The sequence below is a fragment of the Psychromonas saccharinae genome, from assembly GCF_051201515.1.
Taxonomy (GTDB): domain Bacteria; phylum Pseudomonadota; class Gammaproteobacteria; order Enterobacterales; family Psychromonadaceae; genus Psychromonas.
The window spans coordinates 2,538,152-2,559,709 of record NZ_CP195153.1; the positions used below are offsets into that span (position 1 = coordinate 2,538,152).

Here is a 21,558-nt window from a genome sequence, read left to right on the forward strand (position 1 = left end):
GATGAATAGTCAAGGCGAGAAGCAAGCGATAGTCATTAAAAATATGCACTGCGCAACACCTTGACAACGTAACAATAGCGTCCAGCCAAAATGGTAACAAAAGATAAACCACGCCCTAGGCTTCAACAATACTTAATACAATATCTTTTACTTCATAAATACGTAAACCATCCTTCGACAGGTTCGCATCGCCAACAAGACGAACCTCATCCTTTTCTCGAATAATATTAGTTAAATGAACATCTAAGCTCATTTGTTTATTTAACGGAGTAATTTGACCACGATATTTCCAAACTACATTGGTTAACGGTGCGATAAACCGAGGATTAATAAATTGACTTCCCAAATCATTTTTCAACGCATAGGTTTGCAATAATTCAATAATCGCTTCAACCCCTAATGAACCAGGCATAACAGGATCTTGATGAAAATGATAACGGAAGAACCAATCACTTGCATCCACCGTACGTTCACCATAAATATACGCGAGTGAAGCTTTTCCCCCCCCTTCAACGATTGATACAGTATCAACAAAATTCAATTGCCCATTAGCTAAACGATAATGGGGCTTACCTAGCGGTGCGTCGAAAAAAGCTAATTGTTTATTGGTTAAATCAAACCGCTCTATTTGTTCTTGAGGCATTTTATTATCCACAAACCAAGCATGGGTCGTTTTGCCGTTATCGATACCAAGTTGATTGGTTAATGACTCTGAACTAAAGTAACCAAACACCGCATTACCTCGATAGAATGCCTCACCATCTACCAATAACTCGAAGGTAAAGCTTTGGATAATGGCTCCTCCTGCCATACTAGTAGACAGTAAAACGGATTTATTAATGATTGTCTTACCGCGTAAATCGATTTGCTTCAACAGCTCTCCACTGCCGTCTAAATTACGGAAAAACAGATCTTTATCCGGATAAGATAAGGTCGTGCCCATATAGCCTGAAATAAAGCCATTAGGTTGCAACGCTATCTCCATAATTAAGGAATATGGCATCCAATTCTGATGACTGTTTTTAGTAAAATACCAAGCACCTTCAGGTACATAATATTCTGAAACACAACTTGCAGGATTTTTAAAATCTAAACGCTTTCCTTTGACTTCAATAACCTGTGTGACGACTTGTAAATCACCACAGGGTGTACGCGGTGGGATTCGCCCTCGATACACATCAAATTCAGGCCCAAAACATTGAGATATATTACCCGTTGCAAACTCAAACAAATGCCAAGGTGTAAACGGCGTGCTATCAGGCACACGATTTTGTCCAGGAATCATTGGCGCTTGAAAATGCTTAATGGGAACCACACCTTTATTTTTTGGTGCAGAAAAATCAGATTCAACTCGCATCAATGGACGCTCAGGATGTGCAAAAGGTTTAATACCTCGCTCATCAATCACTAATAACGGATCTAACTCATGAATAGTTTTGCTATCGATTTTATTGGCTTGATGTTCAAGTTGACTTAATGCCGACTCCACTGAACCACTCATTTCATTCGTAGCCAACACAACGTTTTTCGGTAAGCTCACCGGATAGGGTGAATTAGCATCCTGTTCTTTAATTTCGACACATAAATTTTTGAAATCGACAACAACTTTACCATCTAGCAAAATATCTATATTTGCCTTAATAAATGGGCGTGGAGACATACCAATTGCAGTCACTTCCATTCGATAAGTGAGCGTATTAGTTTGTGGGGTTACCTGTCCACGACAACGTACTGTTTGTGCTTCACCAGGCATCGGTTGAAAACGCGCATTATTAACATTATTACTCATGCCTAACCACAGCATAAAGAACATCGCCATTTGCCCACAACCTTCTGACATCAATGAGCCAGCCATCACTTGATCGTCTTTAAAATGGCAAGGAAAGTACCAATGATCCGCCGCAATATCTTTCTGCCCTTCAAGAAGACCTAATCCCCAATGCCCACCGGTCGGATCAATCTTAGTGATCCGCTCTATCATCAGGAATTTTTCAGATGAAAATTTAAGGGAAGGATTACGGCCATGTTGATCATAGGCTTCACCAAAACAGCCTCCAATATCACCGTCGACTAATTTACACATATCCGCATAGTCATATTGAGTGCGAGTATTCGTAATCAACGGGGAAAAATACGATTTTTTTGCCTCGGCAAGTTGCGCCTTATCATTATCATTTGCAACAACGCCTTTGCCATCCGCTAATTCTTCATCGGTAAAGAAACCCGCACACCCATTACGCATGATCAGGACTTTTTTATCTCCCACAAAACAATCATAATGGAAGAAGAATAATAGCTGTTCACCATTATTGGCATAGGAATCAATATGAATTTCATAACGCAATGTTTCACCGCCAAAGGCCATCTCTTCAAGAAAGGTTAATTCACAATCTAATAGACGATAAACGCGTTCACTCTTATTTTGAAAATCAATGCCAATATATGAAATCAGCATTAAATCACACTGTCCCGATTCCACCGATACCGACCAAGGAATTTGGCCATCAATTAGAAATGGCGCATCCACGGGAATATCATACTCAGTCGTCATCGAAGAAGGCTTATATTCATTAATGGTGGCATCAAGATCCGTAACACGCGTGACAAGTAAGTAATCCGTAGTCGGTAAACGCACACGACGCTGATAACTATCAATAATATTGTAAGCACTGCCAAAGACTTTGCCTATTTTACCCTCGGCAAACTCAACTAAATCGGCGGTGTCGTAAATAACATTATCAGGTTGATTAAATTGCGGTACTAAATTTAATGGTGGATATTGGTATCCATCCGCTCCTTTAATCATAAAACCATTTACTTGATTAGGGACCATTTTTTCAACTACTGGTGTAGTCGGTACGTAAGGGATTTCAGTATGAGCCTTATTACTCGTTATGCTAGCTTGAAGTTGAATCAATTTTGAAATCTGTTCACCAGCCACTTTACGCGCTCGTAAAAAAGCTTGGTGTGTTTTCGTTTGCTGAAAAATTTCCTGACTGGTTTTACTACTCATTCTCACTCCAGCAGTTGCTGATGGTTTACGATTGTTTGGTTTCGCTTGATTAATTTGATTGTTAATCAGAGGTATTTTTCGTTCAACGGTTAACAAAGAAAGATCGATGGGATTGGTAACCTGAGGGCTCGCTTTATTTTGCAACTGTTGCTTGATATTCAAAAATAACGGATTATGGCGATGCGATAAAATGGATTCATATATAGATTGACCACCAAGTACTATCGGTTTAATCAATGAACGCGTATTTTTGTTTACATTTATAGATGCCGATTTACGCCTTGTATTTGACGAAGACACAATCAAATGCGCACAGGTCATATCATTACCCAACCCATTAATTGCCGTATAATGTTTATCTGTTTTATGATTCAATTGAAGAGCACATTTAATGATACTTGCCATACCCGATGCATTAAACAGATGACCTACCTGACGCTTAACACTGCCCATCTTTGCATTACGATATAGATGAGAAAAAGCTTCTGCCTCTGCGTTATTTTCAGATTCAAACCCACTTGCGTAAGCTTCAATACTGGTAATACTTTGTTGATTAAGACCTGCCAAATCACAAGCTTGTTGGCTGGCTTTAACAATCGCATCACAATTATTTCCAGGCACAAAACACAGGGAGTCAATATACGCATAGGTATCACTTGGTTTAGCTTGTGATTGCGGTTTAACCACAAATGCGCCTGCACCTTCACCCACTAACCATTGCTTATTATCAAAGATGTTTGAGCTATTTGTTGCAAATTGATTAACAGCACCATAACGCTGACGAAGGCTGATATTTTCAAAGGACCCGGCTAAATCAACACTGGCGATAATCACAGCCTCAACTTCGGACGTTTGGAATAGAGTTTCTGCTAATTCAACGCAACGATAAACGGAATTTTCTTCGCTCGATACGGTAAATGCCGGCCCCGAAAAATCCCACAAAGCAGAGATTCTAGAAGCCATAATATTACCAATAAAACTGGTATATTGATTGAGCTGCGCCGGGGCAGCGATGCTTGCTTTAGCGATCTCAGTTAACTCAGCTTGTTGTGCGGCAGTCAATTCAATCCCTTGCTGCGCCAAGCTTTCTTCAATTTGAGTGGCGAAATTAACACGGCCACGGTATTGATGAAGATCTAATTCCATCCCCATCGCGACAAGAACCGCTACATTTCCACCTTCTTGTAACTGCGCATCCTTAGCGGCATTATCAGCGACTTTCATCATTAATAACTGCTGTGGAATTAAGCAATCCTGTTCATTAGGTGGAATTTTAAAGCGTAAAAAATCTATATCAAACTGGTCGATATACCCGCCCTTTGGCGCATTCTCTAGTGCAATATTTTGCGTAATCGTTTTATTTTTTTCGATCCCCTTCCAACGATTATTGGGCAATTCACGAAAAGTATTTCCCTCTGAATCGATCAACTGTTCAAATTCAGTTAAATTCTTCACAGAGCCAAACACACAATCCATGCCGACAATCGCTAGCGGTTCTCTCGATTTGGCCTGAGCAATACTATTTCCAATGGGCGTATTACCCGGTTGTAAAACAAGGTGTGCATTACTGCCTCCAAACCCAAACACACTGACGCCTGCGGTGCGTTGTTTATCCGTTTTAACTTTCCAATCAAGTGTCTCAACAGGGAATTGTTGAGGAGTAAAATACCCAGCTTTGGTGGTTAACGGATTTTTCAAACCAATCGTGGCGGGTACCTTGCCTTCATTTAATGCCCAAATTGCTTTACTCATTCCAGCCATACCTGCAGCTGTTAACATATGCCCAAGATTAGATTTAGCCGAGCCAAGATAAGGCTTGCAATGATATTGACTGAAAAAAGTCTCCATTGAACTTAACTCAACTTTATCGCCCTTTGGGGTCCCGGTTGCGTGGCATTCTATATAATCAACATCGGCTGGATTAACGTCTGCATCTTGATAAGCACGCTCGTACGCAAGCACTTGCCCCTTAGAATTCGGGCTAAGCACAAACTCGCCTTTTCCGTCATTAGATAACGCGCCACCCTTTATAACAGCATGGATTGTATCTCCATCACGCAACGCATCACTATGTCGCTTCAATACCATCATACCGGCACCTTCTGCAGCAAATAACCCTTTCGAGTCTTTATCTAATGGCGCGTGTTTGTTATTGTCGGGAAAGGCTTGAAAGATAGAAAACCCCATATTAACAAATAGGGGATCTGCCGCTGACACTGCCCCCGCTAACATCATATCGGCTTTGCCCGTATGCAAATAATCACAAGCTAATTTAGCGCTATAGCACGACGTTGCGCAGGCAGCATCAATGGATAAATGCACCCCGCCAAGACCGGCCGCCTTTGCCAACAATGCTGAGGGATACCCTGCAACTAATGCGTTATCGCGATGAGGTAATTTTTTATCGGTGAAGTTGCTTAATTGAAAAGCATTATCCGTTAATTGCTGCAATGCGGACTCTACAATTTTCCCGTAATAGGGTAAAAAGAGATGATTAGAGGATTTAGTTGGAAATGATAAATTACCTAAAATTAATCCACAGTTGTCGAGATCTTTACTGCCCCAATAGCCAGCATCACTCAGTGCTTGTTGAGTAACATACAATGCCCATTGCTTAAGATCATCCAGTGAATTTAAGTATTCCGGATCAAATCCCTGTTCAACAAATGCCTGAGTGGGAAATTCAAAGTCGCGGATGTAGCCGCCATACATACAATAGAACTTATCATTATCCCCTTTTTTCCCATAATATTTTACGGGATCAACACCCATTTCTTTTGTGCTGATTGCAGTACGATTATCCTGCTTATTTAATAACTGCTCCCAAAATGCTTGAGGCTGACTTGAACCGGGAAATAAATTTGCGATACCGACAACGGCAATGTTTTCCATAAATGTCTCTTTCTAATCGTTCGAGGCACGATTATTCACAATAATCGAACCATAAAAATAATTGCTTAGATCAAGTGCAACACCTGCACTTAACATTTTAGCCACAGCCCGCATTAACATGAGTTGCTGGCTAGCGCCTTTTGCGTTAACGGCCACAGTCATACACTTGTCATCATTTTTACTGAGTATTTTATCTACCCATGTTCCCAATGAACGGCCCGCTCCCATTTCAATAAACATCGTGGCACCTTGCTGTTTTAATGTTTTTATCATACGAGGAAAATCAACGGGCTGACTAAGACACTTAGCAATACTCACTGCAATGGCCTTTTGATTAAAGGGAATCGGCAAATAGCACGAGCTTGAATATAATTTTGTAGGAATAGGATCAGCCAAAGGCATCGAATACAGTTCAACCATCTGCTCAAATTGTTGATCCGCGATAGAACAATGAATTGCATTATGTACATTTAACGCCATTGCTCTGACGCCCAATCGCTTAGCCACGGCTAAACAATCATCGGGAAAACCAGCTATGACTAAACTATCGAGGGTATTAATTAATGTAATATAAACACGTTCATTGGGTTGAATCGCATTTTTTACTTGTTCTAAATTACCCTTAATATTGTAAGATTCCCAAATTAATTGGCCATTATTTGGCATATTCCAGAGTGTACGAACGGCGTTCAATTCACCCGCTAATTGATTATTAAATGTAATTGAATTAGCCAACCGCGTGCTCATTTGTCCTGGATTTTCCCAACAATTAAGAGCAGCAAACATACTGACTTCGCCCATACTATAGCCCGCAGCTAAATCTGCCTTAACGTTCAATAACGTTTGAAATAAATAAGTAAACACACAGGCATAGCCAACACCGCATTCAGCGATATCCGATAACTTAGTACGCAGCGCTAAATCATGATCTTTAAGTTGTGACATAGTTAAACGAGTTACTGAGCGTGGCTGTAGTAATTGATAAATTCCCTCGGTGGCACTATTTTTGACCAAGGCTTGAATGCAGGGGTAGAGTGCAGGAAAGAGTTGTAATAAATCCTGTCCTAACCCTAAATAAGTCGCGCCTATCCCAGGGTATAAAAAACACGTTTTTGTATCAACCTCAGGTGAAATACAGAGGTAACTGCCCTGCGGTGTTTTCCAATCTTTAGCTTGCTCAAAGGCAAAACTTATTCCCGTCTGCGCTAGATTAATCTCTGATTTTAACCCTGCCTTTGAACTCGCCACTATCACCAAACAATAGGTTTGCTTAGTACGTTTCAAGGACGCTTGATAATATTGTTCTGCCAATAATCTAAAATCGGATTTATCCACGTTATTATCAAGCAAAGTTAACTGTGCCATTAAGTCATCTTTCGACTTCCCATGAATGATAAATAACGATAAATCACAACTGACATTAAACCCATTAGGATGAATGGTTTGATCATTATTTTCTCGTATAATAAAGTGTGCATATTGCGATTCAGTCAAACAACTAAATGCATTATTTCTCGCCAAATTATCCGTCTTAGGAAATGCAGTGGCACACTCATTAAGCACATAAAATGGCGAACTCAGCCACGCAGATAATTGGCTATCTCGTGGGGCTTTCCACTGCTTAACCCCGCAGTAATAACGTTGTTGTAACGCAAATACCGAATTGAGAAAGCCACACATATCTGATAATGCGGCGCAATCACCAATAACACTTTTAATACAACTTAACGAAGTACTGAGTGCTGTAGAATTAGCATATTGGCTCAAAACAGCAGCTTCTTCATGCTGTGATAATGATTGATCTCGCGGAGCAGAAACGTCGAGTGATGCTATATCAGAGGGCGTCAGATTAGCCTGCTTAAACGTCTGTTCAATGATTTGCGCTATATTACTTAAATCGTTAGTCACACTGTAGGCACTAAGATAACTATAAACGTAACATCGATGTGTCAATGCAAAGTGTTCATTCGCTAGCAACACACTTGCAACACCACTGTTTTCACCATAATGATCAAATTGCTGATCATAGCTAAAACTGGCTAATGTTTGTTGTTGTATCTGTTTAGCAATATGTGCAGTCACAATTAACACAGCACAATCAAATTTTTCGATCAGTAATGCAGATAATTCAATTGAATCAACAAAACTTGAAACCGTAGAAATTTGAATAAAGTTGCCTTCATCAATGGCAGTACTTTGGTCTGGATCAATAATAATCACAGCGATTTGTTGTGCTACCAACCCGGAGGCGTGTAATACACATGTCAATGTGCTTTGGTATAATAAGGGTTTACTTGTTATACAGCGTAATGCTGGTTCTGTTTGATAGGGTTCACCAAGATAAAAGGCAGCCGCAACCCGATCGACATTTTCCAGTCCATCAAGTTGCGCATCAAAACCAATTACCGCAAGCCCTTTTGACATGCTAAGCGAAGCCCTCAAGCAATTCACTTTTAAATAAATTATTTAAGCTTTCACTGCTAGTCACCTGTGCACCTTTAATATCCGCCATAATATTTTTATGTTCATCAATCAATAAAATATCGGCACTGATACGACTTCCCTGTTGCTCGGTTATATGTAAAGTTAAATAGAAATGTTGGTCAATCTGAACTTCACGATAAACCGTCCAAGCTAAGGTAGCAGAAGGCAGTGAGCCAAGTTTTAACTGTTTTTTCACCCACACTAACATCGCCTGATAAACTAAGTCGTTTGCAAAAACATTCATCGCATTTGCATCGAATTCCCCTTGCTTTTCCAGCACCGATGAAGAAATGCAACAACTCATCACTAATCCTGATTCATCAATAGCATCAAGTGATAGGACACCTTGTAAACTTTCGCCATGGAATAACGTACCATCGCGATATAACTCACTTGCACTAGGTTGCTTTTCAGTTATCAAAATAGGCAGATCAGCATTAAATTTCGGTGCTGTTTTTATCTGTTGAGACAACAGCAAGGTCGCAGCATAATGAAATTGGGTTTTACCGACACGTTCACTACTCACTTTAACCGCAATCATTAACTGCAGGTTATCATCCGACAGTAATGTTAAATCGAGGTCGTATTGCGATGCTTCTTGCCCATCAAAAACAATCCCCTTAAACAATTTATAATCTTGCAATCCCTGAAAATTATAATCTGGGTAAATTTCATGACAAGCCTCGACCATCAGCGCAATTGCGCATACAGTCGGCAATACCGGATCATCACCAATTTGATGATCAGTGAAAAAAGGATTGTTAGCCGCTAAAAGCGTTTTTGATAAGCGACTAACCAATGGCTTTTTTACCGCAACTTCCTGATCTGTTTCCCATTGCTGTTCGCCGCCCATATCGTTGCCAACAAGTATCTGAGGACAACGATTTGAATCAGCTGCTAATTCACTTACTAATAATTTAGCCCCCGCATCAAGGGGAATAATATACACACCACGCTCATTAAACATACGTTTAAGTTCCGGTGTCACCATCCCTCCATCCCAAGGTCCCCAGTTGAAACTCAAGACCTGTGTACTAGGGTGTAATGCTTTAAAGCGATACGCTGTTTTATTTAAAATTTCGTTGGCAATAGCATAATCTGACTGCCCAGGATTTCCGTAAAACCCAGCAGCTGATGAGAACAAAACTAAGTGTTTTATATTATCCTCATCACAACAAGCGAGTAATGACGATAACCCCTCGATTTTAGTACTGTAAACTGACTCAAATTCGGCTAAGGTTTTCTGCTCAATTAGTCTATCTGCAAGCACGCCAGCCCCATGAATGATCCCAGAAATAGATCCCCATAGATCCGTAATAGGTTCAATCGCATCCTTCACTTGTTCTGCATCGGTTACATCGGCACTGATATATTCAGCAATACCACCAGCAGATTCGATTGCTGCTAGCGTCTGTTTAATTTCCCGATCTGCAAGAATAGGTTTAATTACTTCCGCAATAGCGACGGGCGTTGGTTTGCTACCTTGGTCAATTAAGTGTTGCATCGCTGCTTTTTTGAGTGCCGTTTGATCAATAATATTAATTGCCCAATTAGGTTCCTGCGGATTATATACAGAACGCCCTAAGAGGATGAATTTACTCTGATACTGTTTTGCTAGTTCGATAATACAATGAGCTGTTACCCCCTTTGCCCCCCCGCTCACTAAAAACACACAATCCTGATTGATCGTTTCACCAGCAGGCAAACTATAGCTGTCAGTTTGTTCGGAAATTAACGTTAATCGACCATTTTTATTAAAGCCTATTTCAATGGGACAGAAACTTTGGTCGTTTAACTCATCAATTATAATATTAGCCGCTTTATCATCACTAAATTGACTCGGTAAATCGATCATACGACAGAATACATTTTGCCATTCATGAGCGAGTGTTTTCACCAAACCACTTAGTCCTGATTGGATTAAATCTGATTCAACCTCTTGATTATCAAAACCAAAACTTCCACCTTGACGTGTTAACACCACAAATGATGACCGTGCATCATTTGTGTTTTTTGCTAAACCTGATAATTTTGCTAATAAGAACGCAACCTCTAACCCTTGCTTATTTGATGCAGGATATTCAATACCTGAAATCACCATTTTAGGGTGAAGATAAATCACACTGCACCAATCATTTTGAGTATCTAAGATTGCTTTAATTTCAGATTCATCGATATGATTAAGCGTTAGTTGATTAACTAAATCTGCAAATGATTTTGTACGATTAACTTCAATCCATGCCGCTTGTAATACAGTAACCGCCCAGCCTAATTGCGCTAATTTATTCGCCAATAATACACCGGTTAACTCACCGTCATCGACAAGTAATAGATTTTCTCCATTCATCTCTTTAGACAACAACACAGGTGCATCGATATGTTTAATAGCAACGGTTGCACTGGGTGCAGGTTTAAATTCAATAATATCTTGCACTATCGCAGGTGAAGGTTGAGCTTCAATCACATTAGTACTAACAGAGAGTGGTTGACCGACTTCAATCATATACTCAACAATCTGACCTAATGTACGTTTTTCAGATAATGTTTCAGCATCAAGCTCAGGTAAATCAGCAATTTCATCTTGTACTGCACCGAGGATCTCAACACGTTTGATCGAGTCGATACCCAAGTCCGCTTCCATATCCATGCTCAACTCGAGCATTTCAACGGGATAGCCGGTTTTGTCTGCTACCACTTCCATCATCACGGTTTCAATTTTACCAAGATCAATCGTTGAAGAAGGTACAACGATGGGCTTATTCGTGCTTGCAGGTGCTTGACTTTGCATATAGGTCACAATATCACCTAAAGTGCGTTGTTCAGCCAAGTCTTCTGCATTGAGTTCCGGTAAGTCAGCAATTTCATCCTGCACTGCACCGAGGATCTCAACACGTTTAATAGAGTCGATACCCAAATCTGCTTCCATATCCATGCTCAACTCGAGCATTTCAACGGGATAGCCAGTTTTATCGGCCACCACTTCCATCATCACAATTTCAATTTTACCAAGATCAATCGTTGAAGAAGGGACAACGATTGGCTCATTCGTGCTTGCAGGTGCTTGACTTTGCATATAGGTAACAATATCGCCTAAAGTACGTTGTTCGGCTAAGTCTTCTGCATTTAATTCCGGTAAGTCAGCAATTTCATCTTGTACTGCACCGAGGATCTCAACACGTTTGATCGAATCAATCCCCAAGTCTGCTTCCATATCCATGCTCAACTCGAGCATTTCAACGGGATAGCCGGTTTTGTCTGCTACCACTTCCATCATCACGGTTTCAATTTTACCAAGATCAATCGTTGAAGAAGGTACAACAATAGGCTTATTCGTTCTAGCAGGTGTTTGGCTTTGCATATAGGTCACAATATCACCTAAAGTGCGTTGTTCGGCCAAATCTTCTGCATTGAGTTCAGGTAAGTCAGCAATTTCATCTTGCACTGCACCTAGGATCTCAACACGTTTGATCGAGTCGATTCCCAAGTCCGCTTCCATATCCATGCTCAACTCGAGCATTTCAACGGGATAGCCAGTTTTATCGGCCACCACGTCCATCATCACGGTTTCAATTTTACCAAGATCAATCGTTGATGGAGATGCAATGATGGGCTCATTTATGCTTGCAGGTGCTTGGCTTTGCATATAGGTAACAATATCGCCTAAAGTGCGTTGTTCGGCTAAGTCTTCTGCATTGAGTTCCGGTAAATCGGCAATTTCATCTTGTACTGCACCGAGGATTTCAACACGTTTAATGGAGTCAATCCCCAAATCTGCTTCCATATCCATGCTCAATTCAAGCATTTCAACGGGATAACCGGTTTTATCGGCTACCACGTCCATCATCACGGTTTCAATTTTACCAAGATCAATCGTTGATGAAGAGGCAACAATTGGCTCATTTATGCTAGCAGGTGCTTGGCTTTGCATATAGGTCACAATGTCGCCTAAAGTACGTTGTTCAGCCAAGTCTTCTGCATTTAATTCCGGTAAATCAGCAATTTCATCTTGTACTGCACCGAGTATCTCAACACGTTTAATCGAATCGATCCCCAAATCCGCTTCCATATCCATACTTAGTTCAAGCATTTCAACGGGATAGCCAGTTTTATCGGCCACCACGTCCATCATCACGGTTTCGATTTTAGTAAAATTAAATGCAGTCTCGATTGGCTCATCCGGTTCGCTTTCTACAATTTTCGCCACAGGCGAAGCAGCTTGAACCGTATGATGAGTTTTATTAAGTTGTTCCTGAATCGTTAAAGACTCAGCTTGATTTTCTTTGTCTGTCATTGACGTCATTGACGACATTTCATGTGCCGTTGATGGCTTATTATCTCCACCAACAGTCGCAAGCATTTGCTGCATATTATCGGTTTGACTGTTTAAATATGCTTCGTGTACACGCAATGTCTCGGTTTGGAAGTCATGATACATGCCAAGTGTTTTATCTAAACTTTCTGGCAATTCATTTGTACCCGATTGCGACGCTAATACATTTTGAAATGTTTTTGCATATTCCTCAGGCCCCTGCATGTATTGTTGATGCACAGTTAACAGCTGAGATTGATGATCAACAAAGGAAGCAACACTTTGTTCTATGCGCTTAGCTAAATCATGATCTTCAGAATTTGATACGGCGTTATTAACAGGTTGGCCATCGGCATTAACATAAACAATTTTTTCTACGACCTTTTCAACGACAACTTCCTTAATAACCTCTTTTTCAATAACCCGTGGTGTCGAACTCGTCAGTGTCCAGCCATCATCGAGTGCATCGGTAAATGCTTTTTTCGTTTTTGGACTAACATATGCAGCCCCCGTAAGCTTCATTGCTAATGGCGACTTTTTCGGTGCCACAGTCGGACGTTCAAGTGCATTATATGGGTCGATATTATCAAGTTGAATACCTAGTACAGCCATTTCAACAGCAGCTAAACGAAGTTGTAAATCCGCTGATTTTTTTGCATTGGCATTAATTGCAATTGTAGTGACATCGGATTTACTGGTTAAAATATTATCGACTAAACGCGTTAAAACATTCTTAGGACCAAACTCAATAAAGACACGACCACCTGCATTATATAAATTATTAATTTCTTCACTAAAATGAACCGAATTAAGAATATGATCTTTCAAACTCGCTTTAATCTTAGCGCCATCGTTACTATGTGCTTCAGCAGTGCCATTTGCATACACGGGGATAGTCGGTGACTTAAATTCGACGGTGTCAATCACTTCAGCAAAAGGTTTCTGCGCATGCTCAACTAACTCAGTATGGAACGCAGCTGAAACAGGCAATGGCACAACTTTATAGCCTTTAGTTTGAAGTTCACTTGTTGCAATCGCAATTTGACTCGAAACACCGGCAACCACAACTTGATTATTGGCATTATAATTAGCAATGGAAATATCACTAATATCAGCAATATCAATCGCCACTGCATCGGGTTCACCCACAACAGCAATCATTGCACCAGCATCAAAATTTTTGTCATCTGGCGCAGCCATTGCTTGCCCACGGCTTCGTGCGAGAGCCATATAGTCTTGATCGGAAACAACCTCTGCAGCCCACAATGCGGTTAGCTCACCAAAACTGTGTCCTGCAGTAAAATCAGCCTTAAAGCCGGCTTGTTTAAATATTTTATATAATCCAACACTAAAGGCGCCAATGGCCGGTTGTGCATATTCAGTTAAACGTAATTGTGCTTCTTGTTCTTGACGAGCTAATTCACTAAATACAGGAATGGGATAAAGTGTTTGTGATAATTGTTTAAAACCCGCATCGCTAAATTGCTTATCCATTTGCGCATTGACATCAAGCATTGGCGGAAAGTTACACACCAAATCTCGGCCCATATTCACATACTGAGAACCTTGCCCCGAGAATAAGGCAACAATTTTACCCTGTGTTTCTAAAGCGGATTGTCGATAATAAATCCCCGTTGGTTTGCGCCATTCAGTTGCATCATTATTAGCGAGCTGCTCTAATATTTGATTAATTAATAAACGCGCTTCATGGCTATCTTTTGCCACGAATCCACAACGCGCATCATTCACCTGAAGCGTTTTCAAAGGATGCTCAATGACTAAGGCATTAAATGCGTAGCGTTGTAATTCATCTTCTACGGAAAGCTTTTCAGACCAACCATTAAGTAAACTAATTAATGATTGTTTATTTTCAGCACTTAATAATATAGTTTGAGGCACAGCATTTAAACGATAAGCCTGACTGTGTGCATTTTTATATTCTTCAAGTACAAAATGAAAGTTTGTACCACCAAATCCGAATGCACTGATCCCTGCACGGCGTTTAACACCATCGGCACGGGGCATCCATGGGCGTGTTTCGTTATTGATATAAAGTGGAGAGTTTTCAATTTCTAAATTTGCATTCGGTTTATCCACATTGATTGTTGCAGGTAGCACCTTATGATGTAAAGCAAGTGCAGCTTTTATTAACCCTGCCGTGCCTGCAGCGGCTTTCGTATGACCCACTTGAGATTTAACAGAGCCTAACGCGATATGCTGATTATGCGCATTGTTTTCACTAAATAATAATTTTAAGCCATTAAACTCAGCAACATCGCCGGCTTTTGTTCCCGTACCATGTGCTTCAATTAACCCACAGGTTTGTGGATCAAATCCAGCATCGTTATAGGCTCGTTTTAATGCTTTTAGCTGGCCTTCTGGACGAGGTGCATAGATAGATTTGAAACGCCCATCGGAAGAACTACCAATACCTTTGATAACCGCATAAATTTTATCACCATCACGTTCGGCATCACTTAACCGTTTTAAGGCAATCATCCCAACGCCTTCGCCGATCATCATTCCACTGGATTTTTCATCGAATGGGCGAATATCTTCACCATCTGTAAATGCAGGCGTTTTAGAAAAAGACATGTACATAAAAGGTGAATTATCACAACATACACCACCTGAAATCATCATATCAGAACGGTTTTCGAGTAAATCAGAGACTGCCATTTTGATTGCAGCAAGTGATCCTGCACAAGCAGCATCCACAACACAGTTTGTACCACCAAAATTAAAACGGTTCGCAATACGCCCTGCGATTACATTCCCCAATAAACCTGGGAATGAGTTTTCTTCCCAAGGAATATACGCTTTTTTAAATTTATCAATAATAATGTCACGGTCAGCCTGTTCTACGCCAGATGCTTTGAGAACTTTATCGATAATAGGACCTTGCAAGCGAGCCATCAATTGCCCACCTTGCTTTTGACCACCGCCAACCCCGAGAATAATCCCGACTTTATCTCGGTCAAAACTCGATTCGTCAGCAATACCCGCATCGGCCAATACGTCGCGGGCGACGACTAATGACATTAATTGCGTAATATCAGTAAGTTCAAGAATATTAGGCGGTAATCCAAATTCCATTGGATCAAAATCTATTTCAGGTAAAAAAGCACCGCGCTTACAATAAGATTTATCCGCTTCTTTTTTGTCACTAGAGTAATAATCATCAATCGCCCAACGATCTTCAGGTACATCTTGGATACCATTTATCGATTGGACAATATTATCCCAGAATTGCGATAGATTTTTGGTCTCTGCAAATACCGAGGACATACCAACAATGGCAATGGGACACTCTTGTAAACGTGAACTTAACTGTTTATCTTCAACCATTTCTGCATTGTTGATGGCTTGTTCGTTGGACATTCTATTACTCCATTTAAGAACTACTGCGAGATGCTGATAGGTTATTTATCAGCACAACGGCTTAACATCTATTGTTGGTCATTATCCGTGCGCTTTGCGCTTATCTGCTTGTCTAATAAACGGAAACGGCTTAAAAATTCATTATAATTACCGGCTAAAACACGGCGAATATGAAATGGTGCTTTATGTAATACATGTTTCATATAACGGCGTGCTGCTTTTTTTTCATCATCACAATACAAATCAACATAAACCCAACTACCATCGGGATCGTTAGCCACCAATAAGCGATACTGTGGCTGCTGCTCATCTAATTTAGGCAAAGTCGTCACATTGACCTGTACTACATCCAAACAACTTAATTGGGTAGACTCGGCATGTAATACATGCTCGGTTAATTCACTATTGGTTTGATATTCAAGTTGCTCACGATAATGCTTTTCACGCATTTGATTTAATACATCGGACATGGCCTGGGGAGATATTTCAGAGCTAATTACTTCATTAGATAAATGTGCTTCAATATCTACAAGGACCCTTTCCTGTTCTTCTTCATCCCCTAAAGGATCCATATCAGCCAAACGTGAAACACCATGACGCTTTAAGCAACGCTGTAACCCTGCACGAGAAGTATTATCGTTTATAAATTCTTTGCAAATAATCAATAGCTCATCGAGGGATAATTTTAAACGAGTACGCAATTGCACAACGGCATATTCTTGCTCAACGCTTAGGGTTGTATTTAATTGCTTGGGAATATGAGAAGCATCTTCAGTATCAACACGTTTTCGCCATTTACGAACCGTGGATTCAGAAATTTTGAGTAGGCGAGCAAGTACGGCAGTTGGTAAGTCCGACTCATGAATAAACGCTCTTATTTCAGGTGTTGTAGTTGCATTTTTATGTTGTTTAGACATGGCAGAATTTATTGTTCACCTGAGTATTATGAATAATCAAAGCAACAATATACACAGGTATCAGACCCTATACAATCACCCGATACTTATTTTCTCGAAATATACCTATCACAACGCATTTATCAGGTAATCTTGAAGTAGCACGAGTCTAGTTTTAGAAAAAGAAAATAACGCCCTTTACACTCAGGGCGATTGATAATTATGAAGAAAATAAATGAAAGAAAGCACAGACGGGCACAAAAATACTATTTTAATTTTTCCGAGCGTAGAAAAGTATAATTAATAATTAACGCGATAACAGCACCAATAACAATACCGGCACAATTAGTTAGCAAATCCATCCAATCACTATGACGATTGACATAGGGTTGAACTAACTCAATCCCCCCACTCCAAACAATCAGAAATAAACCAATAGCCGGCCAATATTTAGACCTTCTTAAGGCAACTGAAAACATCAATACACTATATGCAATAAAATGATGTATTTTATCATTTCCCGGAACAGGCGGTAATTGTGGCATCGGTGTTAGCGAAAGAAATGTAATAACAGCCAATAAGAAAACGGTCACTGCAAACCAATAGGTTCGAAGTAAAATCAGTAATTTAATCAAATTACCTCCTTAAAACTTTAAAGTATTGATAGGTTAGACACTATCTGAAAATAAACTCCTGGGATAGTTAAATGAAGGACACTTTCTCAGGGTATTACTTTGATATTACCTGAAATTTTTCGCTCTGTATCGAAATTTTCTTTAGTACGAATTATTCAATGCAATTTCCTTATTTGATAAAACATAAGCAGCCAAACACTTATTAAACGAACATCTAAGCGATTTAGGTGAATATCGTATTATCTGCAATCCCCCCCATCATCAATATAATAAGAATAAATAATACTTGTTAAAATTGGATCCACTGAAAAATGAATCTTTATCCCCTCTAATAATAAAAACTGATTGATCTTATTAGCTATTCTGCGCATGATATTTACATCTATTGTTTAAATCTAAACAGAGGTTCTATGAAATTTGAAGTTGATACCCATACACATACCTATGCTAGCGGTCATGCTTACAGTACCCTTATCGAAAATGCACAACATGCTGAACAAAATTCAATGAAAATGTTTTGCACCACGGACCATGCTAGCTCAATGCCAGGCGCCCCCCATTATTGGTTTTTTATCAATCAAAAAGTGATTCCGCGCTTTCTTTCAAATGTTGCGGTATTATGTGGTGTGGAAGCAAATATTTTAAATATCAAGGGTGAAATTGATATTCCACTAGAAGTCGATAATCACCTAGATTGGACTATAGGTAGTTTTCACGAAGCAGTTTTACGTCCTGCAGATAAAGCAACGAATACAGAAACGTTACTCAATGTAATTAAAAATGGGCGCGTCGATGCACTTGGCCACCTTGGTAATCCCAATTACGATATTGATTTTGAAACGGTCATTGCGTGTGCAAAAGAATATAATGTTGCGATTGAAATTAATAATTCATCTCTTAAGGGAATGAGCCGAGTAGGTAGTAATGAACGTTGCCTTGAAATTGCAAAAATAGCCGCTGAGATTGGTGCTTACATCACCACAGGCAGTGATGCACATTTTTGTTCCGATATAGGTCAATTTCAATTCGCTAGTGAGTTAATTGATAAGGCGGGTGTTCCTGCTAGTAATGTAATTACCCATACCACTGCACAATTTCTAAGGTTTTTAACCTTACGAGGAAAACCTTATATTAACGCATTTCATGCACTGTATTAATAAATCTGACTATCCCCATACATAAATATTGTATCTAATCGGAATTATTCTACAATAGACTTCTTTATCATGGACTTAAGAATTAAAACTATGCCAATCAGAATAGCAATTAACGGATATGGACGCATTGGGCGTAATGTGCTCCGTGCATTATATGAAAGCCACCAGCAAGATAGTATTAATATTGTCGCGATTAATGAAGTTGCTTCACCCGAGGCAATTGCTCATCTAACTCAATATGACTCGACACATGGCCGCTTTCCTTTTTCCGTTGAACTTGTTGATGATAAATTACGGATAGATGGAGATTTAATAAATCTAATTAGCCAGAATAATATTAATAATTTGCCTTGGTCTGAACTTGCCATCGACATTGTTATTGATTGTACTGGGATTTACGGTAGTAAAGAAGATGCCCAAGCACATATTAAAGCAGGTGCAAAAAAAGTTATTTTCTCACATCCCGCCAGTACCGATGTGGATGCAACCGTCATCTACGGAATTAACCATCAACAACTAACCGGTAATGAAACATACCTTTCTGGCGCCTCCTGTACAACCAACTGTATCGTTCCGGTGATTGCTACATTAGATGAAGCATTTGATATCAAACAGGGAACCGTTACCACGATTCATTCTGCTATGAATGATCAACCAGTCATTGATTCTTATCATTCAGATTTACGAAGAACCCGCGCGGCAGGCCAATCAATTATTCCCGTTGACACCAAATTGGCTGCCGGTATTCAACGAATTCTACCCAAGTTTGAAAACAAATTTGAAGCCATTGCGGTCCGTGTTCCAACCATTAATGTTTCTGCTATGGATTTAAGTATTACGGTGACAAAAAAGGTATCTATCGATGCTATTAATGCGTGCCTTAAAAAAGCATCAGAAAATCAATTAAAGGGAATATTGGGTTATACCGAAGCACCATTAGTTTCAATCGACTTTAATCACGATCCGCGTTCTTCAATTATCGATGGCACACAAACTCGTGTTAGTGATGGTCATCTAGTAAAGTTATTGGCTTGGTGTGATAATGAATGGGGCTTTTCTAACCGTTTAATAGATACTGTTAAATATTTATATAGCTTACAAAAGTAACAAATTTATCCAACAAGGTAGATGCTTTCATCTGCCTTGTTGATAAATCAACTTCAGATAGTCAACGGTAAAGGTTAATGGACTTTAAATTAATACGCTCCAAATACAAGACTATTAATTGTACGTGTTATGAAAGTTAGCATAACCTGAATTAACTATTTTCCTATCGACAAATAACACGGCTTCGCCGTCTTCACAAAGTTTCAATTGCGCTCTATTGATAAAAAAATAATCGCAACCTTGTACCTTATGAATTGCAAATCGACTATAAACGACTAGATCTTCACCTGCGATAAAGGCCACCGTATTTTTTGATGCTGGCATATAGAATTTTTCATTATGACCATCAGCCCAGATAATATTGCCATTTTCATTGCTGATTAATGTTGTTTTTTTATTTGATGTACATGAGAAACACAATAAAACAGCTAATACTATGATCAATTTTTGCATAAATAGTCATCTTCTTATTAAGTTAACATTGTATATTAAATATTATCGACAAGAGCCCGTAATACTTGATATTTTTTTTGAGATTAAACGAAGTTTAGCAATAAAATAGAAATGTATGTTCAGATGTATAGCAGGAGGGAAATATTGTATTTAAAATGCATTATTATGCCCACTGACAGCCTATTAAATAATTGGCAGTCAGTGGGTCATATTCGATTATTTTTCTAATGAAGCAAAGTAATCAAATATTTTTGGTACGTCATTTTGACCAAGACCAGCATCAACTGCAGCTTGAAGATTAGCAGAAGTACCTTCAGCAATTAATGATTTAGTACCTAGGTCATTACACATAGCAACGAAGTAACCAAGATCTTTATTTGCATTCGCAACAGAGAAACCTAATTTTTCTTCACCATCTACTGCGTAGAATTTAGTGAACTGCATAAATGGTGAGTTAGATGGACCAGCAGACATAATGTCGAATAATTGTTGACCATCAACGCCAGCAGCTTTTGCAACAGCAAATGCTTGAGACATTGCAGTAACTGTCGTCATACCCATAAAGTTATTGATAAGTTTAGTTGTATGACCAGCACCTAATTTACCTAGGTGGAATACATTTTCACCTTGCTCTTCTAATAAAGGTTTAACTTTATTGAAAGTATCCATATCACCAGCAGCCATGATGTTTAGTAAGCCATCTTTAGCGTGAGCAGGAGTACGACCTAAAGGTGCGTCAATCATGCCACAACCTTTCTCAGCAAGTTGTGCGCCAATTTTGATAGTAGAAGCTGGGATAGAAGTACCAAAGTCAATCAAAGTTGAACCTTCTTTAATTCCCGCTAGAACGCCATCTTCGCCATTAACAATCTTTTCAACAACAGCTGAAGTTGTAAGACAAAATTCAACGATATCACTTGCAGCAGCTAATTCTTTAGGTGAAGTAAATTGAGTCGCATTACCACGAGCAAGAACAGCATCAACTGCATCTTGGCTAAGGTCCATAACGTTTACTTGGTAGCCACGTTTTTGTAGGTTTTCAACCATGTTGCCGCCCATAAGGCCAAGACCGATAAAACCGATTACTGGTTTAGTCATTTCTAACTCCTAAATATATCAATAATTAAATGAATGTGTGTCTGAGATGCTTAGGATATACATCTGATCGAAGATAAGCAAACGGTGAACGCAATTTGTAAGACAAATAGAAAAATATTAATCAAAAATGTGG

9 protein-coding genes are annotated in these 21,558 nt (G+C 39.5%); 2 read left to right on the forward strand and 7 right to left on the reverse strand.

What is annotated here, in order from left to right:
* Positions 1-115 precede the first annotated feature (115 nt).
* The 5 genes from ACR30L_RS11225 to ACR30L_RS11245 form a co-directional block, all read right to left on the reverse strand.
* Positions 116-5,905 carry a beta-ketoacyl synthase N-terminal-like domain-containing protein gene (locus tag ACR30L_RS11225; RefSeq protein ID WP_435234341.1) on the reverse strand — a complete coding sequence of 1,930 codons (5,790 nt, stop codon included), beginning with the start codon at positions 5,903-5,905 and terminating at the stop codon, positions 116-118.
* Positions 5,906-5,917: 12 nt separating this feature from the next.
* Complete coding sequence (locus ACR30L_RS11230) at positions 5,918-8,329, reverse strand: PfaB family protein (RefSeq protein WP_435234342.1); 2,412 nt, start codon at positions 8,327-8,329, stop codon at positions 5,918-5,920.
* A gap of 1 nt (position 8,330) precedes the next feature.
* Positions 8,331-16,079 (reverse strand): SDR family NAD(P)-dependent oxidoreductase, encoded by a 7,749-nt coding sequence (locus tag ACR30L_RS11235; RefSeq protein ID WP_435234343.1) that lies wholly within the window; start codon positions 16,077-16,079, stop codon positions 8,331-8,333.
* Positions 16,080-16,147: 68 nt separating this feature from the next.
* Positions 16,148-16,996, reverse strand: coding sequence for a helix-turn-helix domain-containing protein (locus tag ACR30L_RS11240; RefSeq protein ID WP_435234344.1), 849 nt, complete (start codon positions 16,994-16,996; stop codon positions 16,148-16,150).
* A 245-nt stretch (positions 16,997-17,241) separates the two neighbouring features.
* Positions 17,242-17,610: a VanZ family protein gene (locus ACR30L_RS11245; RefSeq protein WP_435234345.1), complete on the reverse strand. Its 369-nt coding sequence runs from the start codon at positions 17,608-17,610 to the stop codon at positions 17,242-17,244.
* Positions 17,611-18,020: 410 nt separating this feature from the next.
* Here ACR30L_RS11245 and ACR30L_RS11250 point away from each other — a divergent pair, with 410 nt between their 5' ends.
* Together ACR30L_RS11250 and epd are read left to right on the forward strand one after the other, a co-directional pair.
* On the forward strand, positions 18,021-18,767 hold the full coding sequence (locus ACR30L_RS11250) for a phosphatase (RefSeq protein WP_435234346.1): 747 nt from the start codon (positions 18,021-18,023) through the stop codon (positions 18,765-18,767).
* Positions 18,768-18,857: 90 nt separating this feature from the next.
* On the forward strand, positions 18,858-19,874 hold the full coding sequence (gene epd, locus ACR30L_RS11255) for an erythrose-4-phosphate dehydrogenase (protein WP_435234347.1): 1,017 nt from the start codon (positions 18,858-18,860) through the stop codon (positions 19,872-19,874).
* Positions 19,875-19,988: 114 nt separating this feature from the next.
* On the opposite strand, the gene ACR30L_RS11260 is transcribed toward epd, so the two are convergent.
* Positions 19,989-20,327: a hypothetical protein gene (locus tag ACR30L_RS11260; protein WP_435234348.1), complete on the reverse strand. Its 339-nt coding sequence runs from the start codon at positions 20,325-20,327 to the stop codon at positions 19,989-19,991.
* Positions 20,328-20,543: 216 nt separating this feature from the next.
* The gene (locus tag ACR30L_RS11265) at positions 20,544-21,425 is read right to left on the reverse strand and encodes an NAD(P)-dependent oxidoreductase (protein ID WP_435234349.1); all 882 of its coding nucleotides are present in this window, start codon (positions 21,423-21,425) and stop codon (positions 20,544-20,546) included.
* Between the last annotated feature and the right edge of the window lie 133 nt (positions 21,426-21,558).

What these genes read in the sequence shown, in the direction of transcription:
- ACR30L_RS11225 (WP_435234341.1), bottom strand. Translation starts at nt 5,905, where the DNA reads ATGGAAAACATTGCCGTTGTCGGTATCGCAAATTTATTTCCCGGTTCA.
- ACR30L_RS11230 (WP_435234342.1), bottom strand. Translation starts at nt 8,329, where the DNA reads ATGTCAAAAGGGCTTGCGGTAATTGGTTTTGATGCGCAACTTGATGGA.
- ACR30L_RS11235 (WP_435234343.1), bottom strand. Translation starts at nt 16,079, where the DNA reads ATGTCCAACGAACAAGCCATCAACAATGCAGAAATGGTTGAAGATAAA.
- ACR30L_RS11240 (WP_435234344.1), bottom strand. Translation starts at nt 16,996, where the DNA reads ATGTCTAAACAACATAAAAATGCAACTACAACACCTGAAATAAGAGCG.
- ACR30L_RS11250 (WP_435234346.1), top strand. Translation starts at nt 18,021, where the DNA reads ATGAAATTTGAAGTTGATACCCATACACATACCTATGCTAGCGGTCAT.
- epd (WP_435234347.1), top strand. Translation starts at nt 18,858, where the DNA reads ATGCCAATCAGAATAGCAATTAACGGATATGGACGCATTGGGCGTAAT.
- ACR30L_RS11260 (WP_435234348.1), bottom strand. Translation starts at nt 20,327, where the DNA reads ATGCAAAAATTGATCATAGTATTAGCTGTTTTATTGTGTTTCTCATGT.
- ACR30L_RS11265 (WP_435234349.1), bottom strand. Translation starts at nt 21,425, where the DNA reads ATGACTAAACCAGTAATCGGTTTTATCGGTCTTGGCCTTATGGGCGGC.